At 61.0% G+C, this 15,907-nt stretch carries 14 protein-coding genes; 2 read left to right on the plus strand and 12 right to left on the minus strand.

From position 1 onward, the window contains the following. Window positions 1–81: 81 nt before the first annotated feature. The 3 genes from QM780_RS09655 to QM780_RS09665 form a co-directional block, all read right to left on the minus strand. Window positions 82–1,200 (minus strand): alpha/beta hydrolase, encoded by a 1,119-nt coding sequence (locus QM780_RS09655; RefSeq protein ID WP_415070254.1) that lies wholly within the window; start codon window positions 1,198–1,200, stop codon window positions 82–84. Window positions 1,201–1,347: 147 nt separating this feature from the next. After that, window positions 1,348–2,088, minus strand: coding sequence for a Crp/Fnr family transcriptional regulator (locus tag QM780_RS09660; RefSeq protein ID WP_415070255.1), 741 nt, complete (start codon window positions 2,086–2,088; stop codon window positions 1,348–1,350). Between the two features lie 395 nt (window positions 2,089–2,483). Then, entirely contained in the window at window positions 2,484–3,839 is a 1,356-nt protein-coding gene (locus QM780_RS09665; protein WP_415070256.1) for a sugar transferase, read from the minus strand. 380 nt (window positions 3,840–4,219) lie between these two features. Here QM780_RS09665 and QM780_RS09670 point away from each other — a divergent pair, with 380 nt between their 5' ends. Both QM780_RS09670 and QM780_RS09675 read left to right on the plus strand, forming a co-directional pair. Beyond that, on the plus strand, window positions 4,220–4,594 hold the full coding sequence (locus tag QM780_RS09670; protein WP_415070257.1) for a PilZ domain-containing protein: 375 nt from the start codon (window positions 4,220–4,222) through the stop codon (window positions 4,592–4,594). A 6-nt stretch (window positions 4,595–4,600) separates the two neighbouring features. Next, window positions 4,601–6,145, plus strand: a complete 1,545-nt coding sequence (locus QM780_RS09675) for a tetratricopeptide repeat protein (protein ID WP_415070258.1) — start codon at window positions 4,601–4,603, stop codon at window positions 6,143–6,145. 18 nt (window positions 6,146–6,163) lie between these two features. Here the strand turns inward: QM780_RS09675 and QM780_RS09680 are convergent, their stop codons facing one another. From QM780_RS09680 to QM780_RS09720, 9 genes are all read right to left on the minus strand, one after another. Beyond that, a complete protein-coding gene (locus QM780_RS09680) occupies window positions 6,164–6,940 on the minus strand; it encodes a glycosyltransferase family 2 protein (protein ID WP_415070259.1) in 777 nt (258 codons plus the stop codon). Between the two features lie 6 nt (window positions 6,941–6,946). Then, entirely contained in the window at window positions 6,947–8,191 is a 1,245-nt protein-coding gene (locus QM780_RS09685) for a class I SAM-dependent methyltransferase (RefSeq protein WP_415070261.1), read from the minus strand. Then, window positions 8,188–9,081, minus strand: coding sequence for an NAD-dependent epimerase/dehydratase family protein (locus QM780_RS09690; protein WP_415070263.1), 894 nt, complete (start codon window positions 9,079–9,081; stop codon window positions 8,188–8,190). The genes QM780_RS09685 and QM780_RS09690 overlap by 4 nt, the downstream gene beginning before the upstream one ends. Window positions 9,082–9,165: 84 nt before the next feature. Beyond that, window positions 9,166–10,083 carry a LysR substrate-binding domain-containing protein gene (locus QM780_RS09695; RefSeq protein ID WP_415070264.1) on the minus strand — a complete coding sequence of 306 codons (918 nt, stop codon included), beginning with the start codon at window positions 10,081–10,083 and terminating at the stop codon, window positions 9,166–9,168. 16 nt (window positions 10,084–10,099) lie between these two features. Then, window positions 10,100–11,179, minus strand: coding sequence for a YeiH family protein (locus tag QM780_RS09700; RefSeq protein ID WP_415070265.1), 1,080 nt, complete (start codon window positions 11,177–11,179; stop codon window positions 10,100–10,102). A gap of 158 nt (window positions 11,180–11,337) precedes the next feature. Continuing rightward, the gene (locus QM780_RS09705) at window positions 11,338–12,354 is read right to left on the minus strand and encodes a cation diffusion facilitator family transporter (protein WP_415072001.1); all 1,017 of its coding nucleotides are present in this window, start codon (window positions 12,352–12,354) and stop codon (window positions 11,338–11,340) included. A gap of 109 nt (window positions 12,355–12,463) precedes the next feature. Continuing rightward, window positions 12,464–13,876: a hypothetical protein gene (locus QM780_RS09710; protein WP_415070266.1), complete on the minus strand. Its 1,413-nt coding sequence runs from the start codon at window positions 13,874–13,876 to the stop codon at window positions 12,464–12,466. Window positions 13,877–13,997: 121 nt separating this feature from the next. Continuing rightward, on the minus strand, window positions 13,998–14,885 hold the full coding sequence (locus QM780_RS09715; RefSeq protein WP_415070267.1) for a DUF1134 domain-containing protein: 888 nt from the start codon (window positions 14,883–14,885) through the stop codon (window positions 13,998–14,000). 151 nt (window positions 14,886–15,036) lie between these two features. Further along, on the minus strand, window positions 15,037–15,888 hold the full coding sequence (locus tag QM780_RS09720) for a 3'(2'),5'-bisphosphate nucleotidase CysQ family protein (protein ID WP_415070269.1): 852 nt from the start codon (window positions 15,886–15,888) through the stop codon (window positions 15,037–15,039). Window positions 15,889–15,907: the final 19 nt, after the last annotated feature.

A 15,907-nucleotide genomic window follows, 5' to 3' on the forward strand; every position in this document is an offset into this window, starting at 1 on the left:
TGCCGCGAGCGTAAGCAATCGTTATCAACTGCGATGGTTTTATTGCAGTCGTCCGAAAAAGGGATTGTCGGCGTCGGAATATTAAGAAGACAAATTCGCATCGAAGAAATGCGCGATCTCGCCGAATGCTTCAGTGGTCTCAGGCACGAAGGGTGTCAGGAATTGCGCGTGGCTTTCCCCTTCAAACACCTGCAGACGCGCATCGACGTGGGCTTGCCGAAGTTTGCGATGGACCCGAACTGTGTCGCTCAGAAGCAAATCGCGCGTGCCGGACGTCAGGATCGCCGGAGGAAAGCCGGTGAAGTCTCCGAAAATCGGGGAGAGTTCGGGATTGGTGAGGTCATGTGTCCCGGCGTAGAGCGTGGCGGCGGCGCCGACCCATCCGGTGTGAGCGACAAGGGAATTATCGACGTAGGCGTTGGCCTCGACGGTATCTCCTGCCCACGTGAGATCGGCGCACGGACTGCCGGGCGCAATTGCTGCCGGTAGCGGCAATCCTTCGGCCTTGGCGCGCAAGATTGTTGAGAGTGTCAGAGCGCCGCCGGCGGATGTCCCGAAGATCGCCATTCGGCTCGGCTCATAGGACGCCAACAGCACGCGCCAAACGGCGGTGACATCCTCGAGCGCAGCGGGAAAGGGGAAATCCGGGGCCATTCGATAATCGATCGAGACGACGCGGAATTTGCCATAGCCCGCCATCATCATGCCTTCGCCGGCGCCGGCCTCGCCGGGAAACAATACGAAGCCTCCGCCGTGAATATGGAGCAACAAACGATCGCGATTGGCGGGCGCGATCTCCGGAGGGGTGATGACGAAAACCGGAACCCCGGCCATCGCGGTTTTTTCTATCTGCAGGTCGAAATGCTTTCCGATTGCGGCAATGTCATTGGCGACCGAAGCGGCACTCTTGAATGCAAGGTCCTTCCAGGCGGTTGCGTCTTGCGGAATGTCGTCCCACCCAAGCGGATACGGCGCGCCGATGACGGCCTGTAGTTCGCGGCTAACCGTTTTCGGGACGGGCAAGTCGCGAGCGGGAATGCGGCGGGAGTTCAGACCCGAAGCCGCGGAAGCCGTCGCGGGCGGCGCATCTTCGGCCCGGGCAGCGGATGGCAGAGCTGCTGCAGCGAGGGCGCTTGCCAGAAGCGTTCGCCGCGTGACGGTGTCTCGTTCGGCGCTCGCGGAATTTTGTTCTAGGGCCATGGCAGCTCCTCTCGACTTGCGAACTGCAGCATTCGCATTCGTCTCTATTGGTCAAGACGTTATCGAGAAAGGGCGCGAGGCGACGCAATAAAGGAACGGCGAGGCTCATTGAGCCTCGCCGCATGAAGCGCAGTTCGCTTTATTGGATTATTGAAGGGCTGCGCGCAGCTCTTCTTCCGAGGACCGAGCCCATAACGCAGGCACGTTATCCCGCTCCATCGCGATGTCTTCGAGGGCGGCGATATCCTTAAGCCGGAGGCCATGAGGGGGCGCCGTCTCGACCAGTCCACGCATCTCGAGCTGGACTAGCGCCAGCGCCAGAAGGTCGACGCTCAGCCCGAGGAAATCAGCGATCACGCCGCAATCGACCGTATCGTCGACAAAGCTCGGGTCGCCGCCCTCCTCGCCGATGCGATTGGAGACCGCGACCAGGAACGAGGCAACCCGGACCATCGGCCGTTCGCGCGACGCGTTGGAGAGGCTCTCCCGCCGGAACGCAAATTCGCGCTCGATCGCATCGTGATAGCGGGCCCTGTTGTGTGGGTCGGTCTCGATGAGTTCGTCAACGGCATCCAGATCGATGCACCGGACCTTGGTTTCGACCGTCGCGCGGGCGCTGTCCGTGTGCCGTTCGAGATAGCCCATGCCGACGAGCTCGCCAGCCAGAACGTGCTCGACGATCTCGACCCGCAGGTCGGGATGCGTGCGATAGATGCACAACGCGCCCGACTCGACTTGATAAAGCTTTGATTTGATATCGCCTGCTTCGAATAGCAGTTCATTCTGGGCGAGGGTCCGGCTGGCGCCGTTATTCGCCTGAGGATTGAGCGCGGCGACGTCGACGGCCAGCGCCCCCTCACTATAATCAGCAATCCCCGTCCGCAGCATACTCATACTCCGTACTGCAGTTTTTATGTCCCGCCGCACCTGAACACGCGGTGTCGATCAATATCTTTCCGGAATGAATGGAATTGTCGGGGTGGCCATACCGATCCCGTGAGAATTACGCAATAGACGTGTGCACACATTTTTGCCGCAGTTTAGCGTCGCCGTCCAGCCCAGGACGATCGGCAATTCGGCTAGTGCCCCGAATTCAAGATATTGAAAACGACGATTCAATTCGAAATCCGTCGGCCCGATTTCTATTCCTCGGAAGGATAAACTGCGTGATTGCCACGCCGGTTCCGAATGCCAGTCATACGCTTCCCGTATGAGCCGAAGCATTCCAAGGGATATTTGAACGCCGAATAGAAAGGGTGATGCAGTTTTATGCTGCGACGCAATCAGATCGGATTAGATCCGGGTCTCTCGACGGGCATCGGAGCGATCGGATCGTTTTGAAGCGCCTGCCATGCTTGGCGAATAGCGGTCCGGTCGACGCGTTCCCCAAATAAGACCATGCGGACGGTATGGGCGAGGATCTTCAGGTCAAGCGCGCACGAAGCGTTTTTAATATACCAGAGATCGAGCGCCGCCTTGTCCTCGCTGGAAATATGACGGCCACCTTTGATTTGCGCCCAGCCGGTCAATCCCGGGCGAAGCCGCAAGCGGGCCGACGGTGCCGACGGCTGATCAACCGGCAGCAGCGGTCGGGGGCCGACCAAAGACATATGGCCGAGAAGGACGTTGTAAACTTGCGGCAGCTCGTCCAGCCGGAGCCGTCGCAAAACACGGCCCATGTTCGAAACCCGCTGATCGTCCGTCAATGTCCGACCTTCGCGGTCTCGTGCCGGGCCCATCGTGCGGAATTTCAGCACCTTGATCGGGCGGCCGAGTGCGCCAGGGCGTTGCTGCCAGAAAATCACAGGGAAGCCGACGTCGAGCAAAACAGCCAGGAAGACGATCAGCATCGGCACGGCAAAACAGATAATACAAAGGAGCGCCACCGAGGCATCGATCAGGCGCTTCCAGCGCAAATATGGATTGGGCAAAGGTTCAGCTGGCCCGCAATTTCCTCCGAACCCAAACTCACGCCGGCCGCTTGCATCGCGCCGGTCGCTGGGAGCGGACAGATATTCGAGGCGAATGGATCCGCTCTTTTCCAATTCGAGGAGGAGCTTTTGCGTATTCTTCGGCAAGTACTCAAGCGGAAATGCCATCACCACGCGATCTACGAATATGCCATGAACGGAAAGATCGTGAAGTGCCTCGCAGATGGCGTCGGGCGGCCCCAGAATTTTTCGTGATCTCAGCAAGCGGCCGTGGTGGCGCTCAATATTCGACAGGATACCAACAATATTGATGCTTGCATTGCTGCCGGTCGTTGCAGAATGAATGAAAAGATCGGTCAGCGGACCGACAATCAACACATTCTCCGGCGCGCTGCCGATACGGACGCGCGACTGCCTTGCCTGCCTGCGGCGGTCGTGCCGGATGCGCATTGCAACACGTGCGCCGCCAAGCGTGGACAACATCAATTGCGCCTGCAGGAGCAGCATGAGCCGCGGCAAGCCGGACATGGCGCCAGTGAAATGGGCCAGCACGGCAGCGAGTATCGCGATTGTCATCACCGCCCCGGCGACATTCAGGATGTCACCGAGCGAGGTGAAGCGCCAAACGGGGCGATTGAGGCGAAAGATCAGCACGATCGGAATCGCAATCGCCAGGGTGCAGGCTTCGTAGCCTGCGACGGCTGCCATCTGCGGAAGCGTTCCCTCTGGGACGCTTAGACACGCGGCAGCGAGAGTCGAGGCGGATATCAAGGCGAGATCCACAAACAGCAGAACGAAGCAATGCATTCCTATGCGCCTCGGGGTCTTGGGCTGGCTTAAAAGAAAACACTTCGAGCAAATGAACTAGTCCTTTATAGGCGATGTTATACTTGACGTACCACAGGCGGCCGGAGGTCGGTTTCCAGCGCTTTCGGGGGAGATCTTCGGCGTGGCGAGCCATTCCGAACAATTTGATTAGAGTACTGATTGATCGGCATGGCCGCGATTAGCCGCGCAGATACTCTTTTCTGCAAACCATCCGTCGCGAGCGCTTTCCTCACGCAAGGTGCGAAGAATTTGGAGGCGAAATGCCAGCATCTATTTTATCGCAAAATTATTTGCGGCGGCGCGACCCGCGACGGCGCGTTATGCTTGGGGCTATCGTCAATTGCCGCGGCGTGACGCAGAAGGTTCGCGTCGTCGATTTTTCTGTATCGGGAGTACGGCTCGACGGCATCAAAGGCCTGGCGGCGGGCGATCCGATCCAGATTTCGCTTTCGCCCGAGTTGACCATTGATGGTCAGGTCGTTTGGTCCGTTTGGCACAAGGCAGGCGTAAAGTTCGTCCCGGCTCTGAGCGAAGAGCATCCGGCGTTCGTTTTTCTGGCCGAGCAGGCATCGGCCATCGATCGCACACGGACGCTTGCGCTTGCGTCGCTGGCAAAGGATCACGCGCGCGATTGAGCATTGATGAGTTCTAGCCGCAACCGCCACGGGATCGCCAGTCTCGCGCAGGCTTGTTGGGATAGCGAGATCATGGGCTGGTCTCTCGTCCATCCGGACGCCGGACTGCAGGTCCGTTCGGAGATCTCGTTCGCAATGAACCAACAATGGCCGTCCCTTGCCGATCTTCCGGATGAGGCGGAAGCGCCGCAGAACGCGGTCACAGCGCTCGATTTCGAAACGGCGACGGCGACAGACCTGCTGTTGGCGGGATTGCAGATCGCGCGCGCAGGCGGCCTCAACGAAGCCGCAGAGATCTTCGCCAAGGCCATTCTCAAAGAACCCCAGTGCGCCGAAGCCTACGAGGCGCTGGCGACAGTTCTCGTTCCGCTCGGACAGCTCGAATTCGCAAGCCGAGCGAAGGCCAAGGCGATCAGCCTCGGCTATAATTCGGCGCCATCTTGGGAAATGCTGGGCGACATGCTCTTCGGGCTTGGCAAATTCGTCGACGCCGCGGAGGCGTTCCACACCGCCGTGGAACTCGATCCGGCGGCGAACGACGCGAAAGAGAAGCTCGCTGCGGCGCTTGCACAAAGTGCACCGGAGACACACGGCGCGGCCTCGGCCGCGGGGGCATCACGAGCCAAGGATGATGCCGATCTTTTCGGACCGGATTTCCTCAGCGCCGAGCCGATTTCCGCGCCATGGCAGGACGTCAACATCGTCACCATTACGCCGGACGGCAATCCGCATTCCGCGGCGTTCGCCGATCTCGCTGCCGGACTCGCAAGCGCATTGCAATCGCTCGGAGTTCGCGCGACGCGACGCAGCAATTCGTTCATGCCTTCAGGCGTCAATCTCCTGCTCGGGGCGCACCTCGTCGGCTCGCAGGAAATGGCGGATCGGATTCCCGGCAATACGGTCGTTATCAACCTCGAGCAGATCAGCGGGTTCGATGTCGGCGGCCGCCCGGTCTATCTCAGCCTACTGAAGCGGCTGCCGGTCTGGGATTACAGCATGCGCAATATTGTCGAGCTTCGCCGCATGACGCAGAACCCGAACATCCGGCATTTCAGCATCGGCTATGTGCCCGAGATGCGGCGCAGCCTGCCGCCGTCGGAGCAGCCGATCGACGTGCTCTTTTACGGCAGCACGAACGAGCGGCGAAGCGCAGTTTTGAAAGCGCTGGCTGAGGCTGGCCTCAACGTAAAATATCTCTTTAGCGTCTACGGCGACGAACGCGAGCAAGCCATCGCCGACGCGAAAGTTGTTCTCAACATGCACTTCTACGAGGACAGCATCCACGAAATCGTGCGCACGTCTTATCTTCTGGCGAATGGAAAAGCGGTCGTCTCGGAGTGCGGCCCGAAAACGGAAATCGACGAGGATATCCGCGCGGCTATGATCGCCGTTCCTTATTCGGAGCTGGTGCGGAGTTGCGTGGCGCTTGTGCGCGACGAGCCGCGGCGGCGGATGCTCGAGCGCAAAGCGTTTGAGATCTTTGCCAATCGCGATCAGGGACAAATCCTGCGCGATACAATCTCGGCGACGGAATTTCCGATAACCGTGTAAGCGCTGACGGCGCGGCGTTCAGGCGGCTTTGACGAGGGCGCCGCTCAACGGCGCGAGCTTCGACCAGCGACCGTCAAGCTCGGCGATGTCGGCCTGATGCTGCGCGCCGAAACCATTTTTCACGTCAAAATTATCGCGCTTGGTCGAGATCTGAAGCTTGCGCGTCTTGAAGGCGTTGCACCACGGGCTGAAGCCATACCAATGGATTGCACCGAGATCGCGGCTGCCGTTGCACTGGCGGGGCAGATGCGAGCTATGGCGTCCCGGCGTATAGGCGCCGATGTCGTAGCGGTGATAGAGCCGGCTGCGCGTCGGAAATGTCAGCCCCGGGATCGCGAGCGCCTGAAAATCGATCTCGTCCTCCCAGATGCCCGTGGCTTTTTGCTCGACGAGCGGCTTGTCGGGATCGGGCGGATTATCGGGATTGGTATCGACCATAATGGCGCCGGGCAGTCGCGCGCCGATAAGATCGTGCTGCTCCATCACGCGTTCCATTTTCGCGAGGCCAGGCGCGACGAAGAATTCGGTGGTGTTGAGCGCAAGCTTCCAGGCTCCGGGGAAGCGCTGCTCGTGTTTCATCACTTCGAAGTCGCACAGGAAAGCTGCGAACTTGGCGTTCTCCGACGTCACGACTTCCCAATGGGGCACGAGTTCGCGGCAAATCTCGATCGAGTTATCGGTCGAGTGGTAGTCGATCAGGACGCCGTGATCGAAAATCTCGCGATGATGACGGAGCCACCAGGGGAGCAGATAAGATTCGTTGAAGAAGTGCGAGATGACGACGCGTTTTGGCATCGCGGCCTATCCGATCTCGACCAGTTCCGGGAAATAGACGACAAACTTCGGCGTGGTGCCGCCGCTGAGCTTCCTGATCTTCTGCATCAGCTCGTCGGCGAAATTCCAGGCGCCGATGAGGAACGTCGTATCGGCCGCCATTTCCCCGGCTTTCTTGAGTGGCTCGATCGGCTGGCCGGTGCCGGGAATCGTCAGCCCGACTTTCAGCTGCGCTTCGTCGAGGTAGGCATCGGGAACGATGCCGGCGGCACGAATGAACGTCAGCGCTTTCGCCGCGACGCCCACGAGAGCAACCTTCCTGCCGGATGCCTGCTGGCGATGAACGGCCTCGGCCGCGGCGTGCATGGCGTGCTTGGCGCCGTCGGCGAATTTAGCGTAAGCGTCGGAAGCGTCAGCACCGGCGAGCGTGCGCGACAACGATGGGGGTATCGGCGCGGGCCACGCGACGCTGAACGGCGGGCTCTCCTCGAACGCGAATGGCGGAGCATCGTCGTCGGCGCGGCGGAGGAACGACAGGAGGCTCGTGCCGTGGACCGACGTGAGCTTCGAGGCTTCGACGCGCAGGCCGCTCTTCTGCGCCAGTCTCGCCATCGAAGCAACGGTATAGAACGAATAGTGCTCGTGATAGACGGTGTCGAATTCGCCGTTGGCGATCATCAGCGCCTGGCTGGTCTGGATGATGGCGACACCGTCGGGCGCCAAGCAGTCGCGCACGCCTTGCATAAAGGTCGACGGATCGGGCGTGTGTGCAGCGACGTTCATCGCGACGATGATGTCGAACAACCCTTCTGGACGCGCGGCCGGAAAAAATCCGGTGACGACTTTTCTTCCCGCCGCAGCAGCGACCTGATTGAGATTTTCGGCGGGATCGACGCCGATGGCGTCAAAGCCCCGGGATTCGAGAATGCCGAGAAGGCTGCCGTCGTTAGAAGCGATCTCAAGGACGCGTGCGCCCGGCCGGCTGGCACGGCGCAGTGTGTCCGCGAACCATTCGAAATAGGCCTTAAGCGTACCGCTCGTTCCGCTGGCGTAGAGATAATGCTTGAAGAGCTTAGCGGGATCGACGAAATGCGTCAGCTGCCCATGCGTGCACGACGGACAGCTCGCAAATCCGAGCGGAAAGGCCTCGTAGGCATCGCCGGAACTTGCCAGAAGCAGGTTCGCGGGTGGCTGGACATCGAGATCAAGCAACGGTTCGACGGCGCTGCCGCAAACGATGCAGGTGCGTTGGGGTTCGCAGGTGATGGTCATGAGGCCACTTGCAGCTCGGGGCGGAATTGCTCGCGAAAGCGGGCGCATCGCTCGGCGATCGTCATCTGGCGCGGCGCGCCACACAAGGATTGGATGCGCGCACAATTCATTTGGAATGAATAGGTCACGGTATTGCCGTGATCGACGACGGGGACGCCGTGATATGCGGCGACGGCATCGGCAAGCTCGCCGATGCTGGTGTTGAGGGTGCCCGTGTTCAAGATTGGCGGCAGATCCTCGGAAAGCTCGATCAAGCGCAAAAGATAGTGGCCCAGATCTTCAAGGAACAGAATGTTGCGATAGGAATTGCGATTGCGTAACTGGACGAAGCCGTCGCGCATCGCGGCGATGTTCATGGCGTTGAAGATCAGCTCGCTGCGCAAGAACGGACTAGTCCCGCAGACCGTGCCCAAACGCAATCCGGTGATGGCGTTTGCGAAGCAGCGGGCCAGCGCGTCCATCGAAATCTTGGAGCAATCGTAAGGGTTGACCGGATCCAGCCGCGTCTCGGATTCATCGAGCGGCGTCGGGGCGGCGCCGTCCTCAGGCTGCATCACGGAGTAGACGCTTGCCGTGCTGGCGTAGATCAGCCGGGCGTTCAACTGCTTGCGGCGCGCGAAGTGCAGGAGATCGAGACAATTGTTGGCGAGCGCGCCATCGGGATCGCGCAACGACATCGGCACGCTCGAATGACCGGCGAACCATAAAATAATGCGGAAATCGGCGAGGTCGGCGATCGTCAATTCCTGATACCGGCAGCGCATGGCGTTGCGTACGCCGCCGAGGCGATCGACGTTCTGATCGCAGACTGAAACGTCGTATCCGGCGCGGGTCAGGACGGGCAGCAGGAATGAGCCCACGTAGCCATGTCCGACGAGAAGAATTTTCATGGCCGCCTCTCACCACGTGCCTCGACATCGATGGTGTTTCTGCTTCGGCTTGCGTGTGGCTTGTGTGGCGACGCTGGCCGCCCCCTAGACGGCTTTTTCGCGAGGGCGAGCGGTCGGACTGGCGCTTGCGCCGACGAGTTCGAGGAGCGCGGTGGCGGCGTGGCTCAAATAGCGTTCCTTGTGGCGGAGCGCATAAAAGGGCCGTCGCGGCAGCGGAAAATCAAGCGCGACCAGCCTGCCCGAAAGCAGCCCGGCTTCGGCCGCGAGATTGGAAATCGCGGTCGCGCCGACACCCGCCTCGACCGCGGCGCATACGGCCTCGTTGGATGGCAATTCAAGCACGACCTCGAGGGCGGATGGTTCAACCGCATGCGACTTGAGCGCCGCCTCGAATTCCGCGCGGGTGCCCGACCCCTGCTCGCGAAGAACCCATTTCATGGCTTTGAGGTCTGCGGCATTGACGCGTTCCTTGCCAGCCAGCGGATGGTTCACGGCGACGACGACGATGAGGTGGTCGCCGTCGATCTTGCTGACCGATAGGTGCGGATCGGCAATCGGGCCTTCGATAAAACCGATGTCGGCTGCTCCGTCATGGGTTGCCGCTGCGACCTGCTGCGTGTTCGCCGCCTTGACCTTCAAGTCGACATCGGGATAGCGGTGATAGAAGATTGCGAGGAAGGGCGGCAGCCAATAGTTGACGATTGTCTGGCTGGCCCAGATCGACAGCGATCCGCACTTCAAGCCGGCGAGGTCGGCAAGGGCTTTTTCAGCGGCCGTCGCGCGCGCGAGAACGGCGCGGGCTTCGATAAGGAACGTGCGGCCAGAATCGGTCAATTCGATGCGTCTGCCGATGCGATCGAACAATTTCACAGCGTAGCGTTCTTCGAGGGCGGCAATGGCGGAACTCGCAGCAGACTGCGTGAGATTGAGTTCATGCGCTGCTTGAGTCATGTGCTGACGCTCGGCAACGGCGACGAAGATACGAAGCTGTTCGAGCGTCATGGCAATCTCCGAGCTTTCAAGCCGTCAATTTGATGAGAGACAGACTGAAGGTCGCGATGAACAGGGAAGACGCGGCCCCGAGCGCCAGCGGCCTCAGGCCCTTGGCCTTGAGCTTGGAGAGGTCCGTCTCCAGGCCCATGGCCGCAAGCGCGACCGACAACAGGAATGTCGTGACCGGGACGATGACGCGCTTCACGTCGGGCGGCACGACGACAAGGCTGTTGACGGCGACGAGTGCAATGAAACCGACGAGGAACCACGGCGTCGGCGCCTTCGCGGCTACTCTGTCGGCATCATGATGGGCGTGTGATCGGCGGCGCGCGGCCATCAATCCGAGCGTAATCACGACCGGCGCAAGCAGCATCACGCGACTGAGCTTGGCGATCGTGCCGTATTCGCCGGACGCCTGCCCGTCCTGGAACGAGGCGGCAACGACCTGTGCGATTTCGTAAATCGACGCGCCGGCCCAGAGTCCGAAGGCGTGTGGATCGAGATGAAGGACCGCCGGAAGGAGCGGGTAAGCGAACATCGCAATCGAACCGAAGATCGTCACGCAGGCGACGGCATAGGCGACGTCCTCGTCGTGACCCTTGGTGACAGTATTGGTCGCGATGACGGCGGACGCGCCGCAAATCGAGGTTCCCGCGGCAATGAGTTGCGTCAGCTTACGTTCAACGCCCATGGCGTGGCCCAGCCATGTCGTAAAGGCGAACGTGGCGACCAGCGTCGCGACGATGATCGCAAACCCGGACGGGCCGACTTCGACGATCTGCTGCGCCGTCAGCTGGAAGCCGAGCAGAATGATGGCGAAGCGCAGGATGCGGCGAAGCGAGAACGTCACGCCTTCCTTGGCGCGGCGCGGCGTGCCGACGATGTTGTGAAACGCGATGCCGATAATGATGGCGAGGATCATCGGACTGAAGGTCCCGCCCCCGGGCACCTGGCGAAGGGCAAAGGCGAGAGCGGCAATCGTCGACGTCAGGAAGATTCCCGGCCAAATTCCCTGGGCGTAGACCGCCGATAGGTCCGCCTTCTTCCGCGGAGGGGCCGTGTGGCGTGGTGCAGCAGAAGAGGCCGCCGGATTTGCTGTCGGCATGACGTACTCCATTCAAGTTCTGCCGCAGCATGATTTCCTCCGTTGGATCATTCCAACGCAAAATTTTTGTTGTTTCAATCGATTTTTCTTATCGAATATGACAAAAGTCGTCGAAAAGTGGATTTTCGACGTATCGGCAATCAGAGATTGAGGCAGTGTCAGGCGCGGCCGGAGGCGGCTTTGACGTCTTCGGTCAGGCTGATGCAGCCGTCGCCCATGCCGCAGGGCGTGCCCGTACCGACCTCAAACTGCAGGGTCGTATGACGAATTTCGAATTCGTCGTGCAGCATCTTGGCGGCGTTCTCGATGAATGCATCGCCCGGGTGGCCGCCCGGCATGACGAGATGACACGTCAGTGCCGTTTCGGTGGTGCTCATCGGCCAGATGTGGAGATCGTGAATGCTTTCAACGCCGGGCAACGCCGAAAGCCGCGCCTGCACTTTGGCGGCATCGATGTTGACGGGGACGCCATGCATCGCGAGACGCAGGGAATCGCGCAGCAATCCCCACGTGCCCCACACGATGACGGCAGCGATGATGAGACTGACGAGCGGGTCGAGCCAATTCCAGCCCGTGAGCAGCACGCCTATGCCGACGAAGACCACGCCCAACGACACTGCCGCGTCGGCGACCATGTGCAGATATGCGCCGCGAATATTCACGTCGCGCTCACGGCCCGACATGAAGAGCCACGCGGTAAAGCCGTTGATCAGAATGCCGATCGCAGCGACGATGATCATGGTGCCGCCGAGGACAGGAGTGGGTTCGATCAGGCGCTGCACGGCTTCGAGCGCGATCGCGCCGACCGCGACGAGCAGCAGAACGGCATTGGCGAGGGCGGCCAAGATCGTCGACGAGCCAAAGCCGTAAGTGAAGTTGAACGTCGCGCGGCGCTTGACCAGTGTGCTTGCGCCCCAGGCCATCAACAGGCCGAGCACGTCACTCAAGTTATGGCCGGCGTCGGCGACCAGTGACATCGAATTGGCAACGAATCCGGCAATACCTTCGACGATGACGAAGCCGACGTTCAGCGCCGTCCCAAGCGCGAAGGCGGGGCCGAAATCCTTCGGTACATGACTGTGACTGTGGCCAGCGTGTCCTCCGCCGCCATGAGTGTGGCCGGCGTGATCATGGCTGCCATGATCGTGGTCATCGTTGGGGTCGTGGGAATGCATCATGATCCGGTGCTTGCGTTTGCTTCAGGCCATCAGCGTAAGGCTTCGGCGTCGTCCCTAAAATGGGAATTTCGAGCCATGCTGCAACGGCCGCCCGGCGTCAGCGGCGTTAACGCTTGTCGATGCCGCTGATGCGTTCGAGCAGGCGAGGCCGACGCGCGGGCTTTTTGTCGGAACCAGACCCGCCCTGTTTTGGCGGGAGCGGCGGCGGCCGATCGGAATCGGCTTCGAGCGGCTCGCTCGCACCATTCGTCGCGGCGCCGTTCAAGGCGCGGAGGTAGGAACCTTGTTGGCGCGGCTCGCGGGCGCCGTCGTCACCGGCAGCGCCGTTTTGGGTATCGTTGGCGGCCGGCTTAGGCGCGCGCGGCGCCGAAATGCGCTCGGCAAGCGATGGACGCGGCGGTGGCGGAGGTTCAACCTCCGTAGCTTCGACCGAGTTCGGTGTGAGCCGCCGCATCTCCTCGTGAAAGCGGATGGCTTGTCGTGACAGGCGCTCTTGCGCGGCCGCGACCTCGGCCCGAAGCTCGACGATGACGCGGCGCTGGTGATCGACTTCCGCCTGCAGTCCGCCCATGTCTTCCTTCTGAGCGAAATCGGCGGCCGGTTGATTTTTTTCCTCGTAAGCCTGGATCATGGCTTTCAGCTTGGCGAGCTCGGTCGACTTGGCATCGCTCGCCACCTGAAGATCGGCGATGCGATCTTCCAACGCCATGCGCTCCGCATCTTCGCCGCCGATGCTCGATCTCAGGCTGGCAAGTTCGCCTTCGGTCTTGGCGAGCGCAAGCATCAAACGCTTGATTTCGGCGTCCTGGTCTGCGTTCGAGGTCGCCATTTTCGCCGCGGCCTGGAGCCGCTCGATCATGGAGGATTGCTCGCGGGTTTTTTCACGCAGCGATTCAAGTTCTGTTCGGAGAGCGACATGGGCGTCGGCGGCGGGATCCTTCACACCTTCACGATTGCGGACGGCACGCGTGTCGAGCGCGGTCCGCAACTGCGCAAGTTCCTTCTCGCGCTGCCTGTTGAGTTGCGTCGCCTCTTCCAATGCGGCGGCCTGCTTCGCCCCCGTCGCGGCAAGCGCCTTGATCTCGCGGTCGCGCGTGGCCAAGAGCTTGCGCGTTTCCGTCAGCCGCTGTTCGACTTTTGGAAGACGATCGAGAATCGCCTGCTCGAGCACGCGCCGGGCGTTCTCATGCTCCTCGACGCTCATCTTCTGATCGGCAATGGCCTCGGACAGCTCCTGTATTTTGGCGTCGCGGCGGTTGACCTCGATTCGCTGCCGAGCAGCCAACAGGCCGGCATCCTCGAGCTTGGATTCGAGACGATGGATCTCCATCGCGAAATCGGCGCGCAGGCGATCTTTGTCGGCGCGCATTTCTTCTTCGGTGAGCGGAAGGGTTCGCTTCAGCGTTTCGCTTGTGAAGCGCGCGACGCGACGCCGATATGCCGGCAAAAGAACGACCACGATCAGGGCCGCGATGAGGAAGCCCAACGTGACGAGCATCGCGGCATAAAGGGTGATCAAGAATACGCGTCCTGAAATGAAGGGCTTAGCGGCCCCCGCCGCCTAAATAATTCGTCCACCGACAGAGGAACCCGGTTTCTTGCTTCCCCGCAATATCGAATCCGCGTTGTGCGCGTCGCGATCAGAACGGGTTCCATGTCGGACTTCTCGTATACTTCAAATAGCCGACATTGGCACCGAGTCGCAGCCCCACTCCGGCCCGAATCGGGGCCAGTGTGACATGACCGGCCTTCTGAAGTTGCACACTTACACCGCCAACGAGATAAGCCGAGCCCTCGACGCCGCCAAACCGCTCATAAATGTCGGACGGATCGCGCAGGTTGTAGACGAGCGTCATGACTTTCGAGCCGTTGCCGCCGAAATCGTAGCCGACCGACGGACCCTGCCAATAGACTTTGAAGCTGCCCGCATCCTTGGTGTAGAGGGTGCCTTCTCCGTAGGCCAGACCACCTATGAAAGCGCCGCCTGCGTCTTCGCCGAGGATGTAGCCGTTCGGCCGTCCGGCGTTCTGAAAGGTCCATTCGATCGCCGACGCCAATCCGCCGCTGATCTTGCCGAAGAACTTGTTGCCGGCGCGAACGATCTCATCCTGGGAATAGGAACCACCGCCTTGTCCGCTGTCGCCCGGGGGCGGTCCGTAGTTGTCGTAACCACCGCCGTCTCGGCTTGCGTTGGGGGGCGTATAGGGGGCGCCGTAGCCGCCCGGATCGCTGTCGGGCCCGCGGCCGCTGTTATAGGGCTGATAGGCGCCGCTCGGCGGGGCCTGTGGCGGAGGTGCCTGATAGGAATTTTGGTAGCCGCCATTGGATTGGGGCGGCGGCGAACCGTAGGTGTCAACGCCGCTCTCGCCGGAATAGGTGTCGGACGGCGGCCTGTACGCGTCGTCGACGGCGTTGGCGTTCGAGCCGCCAATCACCATGCAGGCGACCATCGCCAGCGCGGGCACGCAGCGGTGGCCCCGAAAAGCGGTTGCCGCCGTTCGCGATATTGCATCAAAGCCGAGACGCATCGGCGAGTTCCCTCTGTCTTTAGCGTTCGAGGCAGAACTGCGCCCGGCCATCCGCGCACGACGTGTGCGGGCCACCCATGACCGAGGCACTCGAATCCCAGGATACAGATTCGCGAGTATTCGTTGCTAAAGTATGGCCGATTCGCGTTGCCTATGCGCCCGTTCGTGGCAATTCGGCCAGCACCCCGCGCCACAGCGGCTGCCTGCCCCAAGCAATGAAGTATGGATTGCGGAACTGGCGTTCGTAATGGCCGTAAGTCAGCGGTGAGCCATCCAGATTCGTGACAGAACCGCCGGCGGCTTCGAGGATCGCCTGTCCGGCTGCGGTGTCCCACTCGCAGGTTTCGCCGAAGCGGGCATAGAGGTCTCCCTCACCCGCCGCGATCAAGCAGAATTTCATCGATGACCCGAGCGGCTTTGCTTCATGGACGTTGAGCAAAGCCAGCAGGTTTGAACTCGCAGCGCCGCTGCTGCGGCTATTGAAGGCGACAAGCGTCCGCGGATCGGGCGTGCGCGTCGACAGGCGTTTGAAGTTCAGGTCTTCGTATTTCACGTCGCCCTTGATGGGTACGACCGCTTCGTAGGCACCGTCGGCACGCGTCACGAACAGGCGCTCGGACGGCGGCAGGTAGATCAACCCGAATTTGGCGACGCCGTCCTCGATGCAGGCAACGTTGATCGAAAACTCCGGCTTGCCACGAATAAACAGTCGGGTTCCGTCCAAGGCATCGACCAGGAAAAAGCGTCTGGCATAGGTGCAGGCGGCGCCGGCGGCGATCTCTTCCTCGGCGACGACGGCGATGTCCGGCGCAAAACTGCGAAGCGCACCAACAATTACCGCTTCGGCCTCGCGATCGGCTGCCGTGACCGGCGTGCGATCGGCTTTCTGCTCGAAGCTCACGCCGTTGGCAAAGTGCGACATCTCCAGGCGTGCCGCCTCGAGAACCGCAGGAAGCAGAGCCGCAATGAAAGCGTCGCGTTCTTTGCCGTCGATCGGGTTCATCGCGTGCCTAAAAACCTCA

The organism is Hyphomicrobium sp., from assembly GCF_047600905.1.
Classification (GTDB): Bacteria; Pseudomonadota; Alphaproteobacteria; order Rhizobiales; family Hyphomicrobiaceae; genus Hyphomicrobium_B.

What these genes read in the sequence shown, in the direction of transcription:
- QM780_RS09655 (WP_415070254.1), bottom strand. Translation starts at nt 1,200, where the DNA reads ATGGCCCTAGAACAAAATTCCGCGAGCGCCGAACGAGACACCGTCACG.
- QM780_RS09660 (WP_415070255.1), bottom strand. Translation starts at nt 2,088, where the DNA reads ATGCTGCGGACGGGGATTGCTGATTATAGTGAGGGGGCGCTGGCCGTC.
- QM780_RS09665 (WP_415070256.1), bottom strand. Translation starts at nt 3,839, where the DNA reads ATGGCAGCCGTCGCAGGCTACGAAGCCTGCACCCTGGCGATTGCGATT.
- QM780_RS09670 (WP_415070257.1), top strand. Translation starts at nt 4,220, where the DNA reads ATGCCAGCATCTATTTTATCGCAAAATTATTTGCGGCGGCGCGACCCG.
- QM780_RS09675 (WP_415070258.1), top strand. Translation starts at nt 4,601, where the DNA reads ATGAGTTCTAGCCGCAACCGCCACGGGATCGCCAGTCTCGCGCAGGCT.
- QM780_RS09680 (WP_415070259.1), bottom strand. Translation starts at nt 6,940, where the DNA reads ATGCCAAAACGCGTCGTCATCTCGCACTTCTTCAACGAATCTTATCTG.
- QM780_RS09685 (WP_415070261.1), bottom strand. Translation starts at nt 8,191, where the DNA reads ATGACCATCACCTGCGAACCCCAACGCACCTGCATCGTTTGCGGCAGC.
- QM780_RS09690 (WP_415070263.1), bottom strand. Translation starts at nt 9,081, where the DNA reads ATGAAAATTCTTCTCGTCGGACATGGCTACGTGGGCTCATTCCTGCTG.
- QM780_RS09695 (WP_415070264.1), bottom strand. Translation starts at nt 10,083, where the DNA reads ATGACGCTCGAACAGCTTCGTATCTTCGTCGCCGTTGCCGAGCGTCAG.
- QM780_RS09700 (WP_415070265.1), bottom strand. Translation starts at nt 11,179, where the DNA reads ATGCCGACAGCAAATCCGGCGGCCTCTTCTGCTGCACCACGCCACACG.
- QM780_RS09705 (WP_415072001.1), bottom strand. Translation starts at nt 12,354, where the DNA reads ATGCATTCCCACGACCCCAACGATGACCACGATCATGGCAGCCATGAT.
- QM780_RS09715 (WP_415070267.1), bottom strand. Translation starts at nt 14,885, where the DNA reads ATGCGTCTCGGCTTTGATGCAATATCGCGAACGGCGGCAACCGCTTTT.
- QM780_RS09720 (WP_415070269.1), bottom strand. Translation starts at nt 15,888, where the DNA reads ATGAACCCGATCGACGGCAAAGAACGCGACGCTTTCATTGCGGCTCTG.